3 protein-coding genes are annotated in these 2379 nt (G+C 57.8%); all 3 read right to left on the bottom strand.

Annotation, left to right across the window (positions count from 1 at the left end; genetic code table 11):
• Positions 1 to 137, bottom strand: a 137-nt coding sequence (locus tag EN943_RS36560; protein WP_127416565.1) for a KR domain-containing protein, incomplete at its 3' end; no start/stop codon positions are given.
• Between the two features lie 180 nt (positions 138 to 317).
• Entirely contained in the window at positions 318 to 1160 is an 843-nt protein-coding gene (locus EN943_RS36555) for an alpha/beta hydrolase (protein WP_127416564.1), read from the bottom strand.
• 13 nt (positions 1161 to 1173) lie between these two features.
• A partial coding sequence (locus EN943_RS36550; protein ID WP_127416563.1) for an MFS transporter occupies positions 1174 to 2379 on the bottom strand: 1206 nt, incomplete at its 5' end.

Genomic DNA, 2379 nt, shown 5'->3' with positions numbered 1-2379 from the left:
TCCAACGTCCGGGCCGACCGGCCGGTGATGTAGACGCGCTTGGCGCCCTGCGCGATAAGGGCTTGCGCAATGGAGAAACCGATGCCGGTTGATCCCCCGGTTACGACCGATACGTGGTCCAAAAATTTCGTAGACATTTTTCGTTTCCTTTCGAGGTAGAAGACAGTTGGAGTTGCAAGGCGCAGCAAGACAGCGCTGCGGATTTCCGCTTCGTGGATGACGAGCAGGATTTTGGGGCCTGTTACAGGCTTGGTACTGCGCCTCACCGGCGAGGACGGTTAGGCGCAATAGGGGAAAGAAAACTTGCGCCGGTGTCGCTAGGCCAGAAACTCTAGGATGGAAGATGTCACTGCCGCCGGTTTCTCATCGGCAACGTAGTGGCCGCAATCGGGAATGCTGCCGCCGCTGACGTCACTGGCAAACTCCTCAAGCATGGCGATCATTTGAGGTCCGAAACGCTTTTCGCCACCCAGAGCCAAAACGGGCATTCGAAGCGGCTCTGATTTCCACTGCAGTGCATTTTGATGATCGAGTGGGAACGCGCGATACCATTCCAGGGCAGCGCGCGTGCGGCCAGGAAGGGCAAGTGCTTTGGCGAATATCTCCATGTCGCTGAAACTGTAGCTGCCGTGATCGAAAGTCCGTTCGGCGATAAAAGCCGATACATATTCGAACTCCCGTCCACGGATCAGCAACTCCGGAAGATCGCGCTTTTGGTGGAAGCCGAACTGCCAAAGGCTTGTGAGGCATTGTCCCCACCCCGTCCATCCCGGCAGAGGTGCGTCGAGAACGATTAGGCGCGTCACGGCATCTCGGCGGCTCGAGGCAAGCGCTACCGAGACCATTGCGCCGATATCGTGCCCGCAAACGGCGTAACTTGTATGGCCGAGTTCCTGCATCACCTGATGCACGTCTTCTGCAAGGGTTTCCTTGTCATACCCGGACACAGGGCAGTCCGAGAACCCCGCCCCGCGAAGATCGATGGCCACCACCCGGTGATGCTCGGCAAGTTTCGACATCACATTGCGCCATTCCCACCAGGTCTGCGGAAAGCCGTGGATCAGAACTAGCGGAGATCCCTGCCCGCCTGAAACCGTGTGAATGTTCACGCCGTTAGCGGAAACGATCCGATGACTAAACCCTTCTATATGTATGGTCATGGGAAGACCTCTTTCATTTCGTTGCAAGGTCACTGGACAGCCATCCAGCAACGAGAAGACAGGTTGCAATCGCGATCGCCGCAATACTGTAGGCGTGGCCAATGGATCCGGCGTCGGTTGCAGATCCCAGGACCGAAAAGAACAATCCACCGATGAGCGCTGCCGCCAATGCGCCGCTAATCTGGAACATCGAATTGACCAGGCCGGACGCGAGTCCTGATTGAGCTCGGTCGACCCGTTGGACAACAGTCTTGACAAGGTTTGGAAGCGCAATTCCTTGTCCCGCCCCGATGAAGAAAAGCGCAACGAAGAGGAATTGGGGCAAGCCGCTCGAAATCAGGGCAGCCGTTCCGAACAACCCGACCGCTTGCAAGACCATGCCGGCGCCAGCGGAAAATCGTCCAAAGACGTTGAGGAAGCGACCACTTGCAAAAGGGCCAAGGACGAAGCCGGCCGCGGCAGGAAGGATTGCCACTCCGGCCTCAAACGGCGTGCGACCAAGGCCACCCTGCTGATAGACCGAGAATATCAGCCAGAACGCCGCTAGGACGTAGAAGAAGAGAGCGGCAAGCAGCCCGCGCTTCAATCCCGGCACCTGGAGAAGGTTTGGCGCCAGGATGGGATCGCCTCCGGTGCTCTCCATGGTTCGCTCATGCCACCAAAACACCAGAAAAAGCGGCACGGCACTGGCAAGCGTCAGTAGAGACCACATCGGCCACCCCTGCTCACGGCCCGCTATCAGGGGTGCGATCAGTGCGAAAAGCGCAAGCGCGATCAGCAAGGCGCCGCCGAGATCCAATTTGCTTGGATGCTCCGATTTCGTTTCGCGCAACATGATGAAGGCCGCCGGCGCGGCGATCGCTATGACGGGCAGGTTGATGAGAAAGATACTTCTCCACCCGAGCCCGAAGATATCCAGAGCAATCAACGCCCCCCCGAGAAAAAGGCCGGCCATCGACGCCAACCCAAATGTCAGGGCGTAGAAGCTGAGTGCCTTTGATTTTTCGTGGTCTGGAAAAATTGCATTGATCGAAGCCAGAGCCTGCGGCGCCATGATTGCCGCAGCAAAGCCCTGAAGGATCCGCCCGATGATCAGGATGGATGGGGACCAGGCACATCCGCACAAGGCCGATGCTGCAGCAAAGCCCACCATTCCATACAAAAAGACATTACGGCGACCATAGAGGTCTCCCAACCTGCCGCCGGTGATCAGCATGAC

The organism is Mesorhizobium sp. M7A.F.Ca.US.006.01.1.1 (assembly GCF_003997935.1).
GTDB lineage: Bacteria > Pseudomonadota > Alphaproteobacteria > Rhizobiales > Rhizobiaceae > Mesorhizobium.
The sequence above is the reverse complement of the archived record's forward strand: the minus strand, read 5'-3'. Positions and strand labels throughout refer to the sequence as shown.

What these genes read in the sequence shown, in the direction of transcription:
- EN943_RS36555 (WP_127416564.1), bottom strand. Translation starts at nt 1,160, where the DNA reads ATGACCATACATATAGAAGGGTTTAGTCATCGGATCGTTTCCGCTAAC.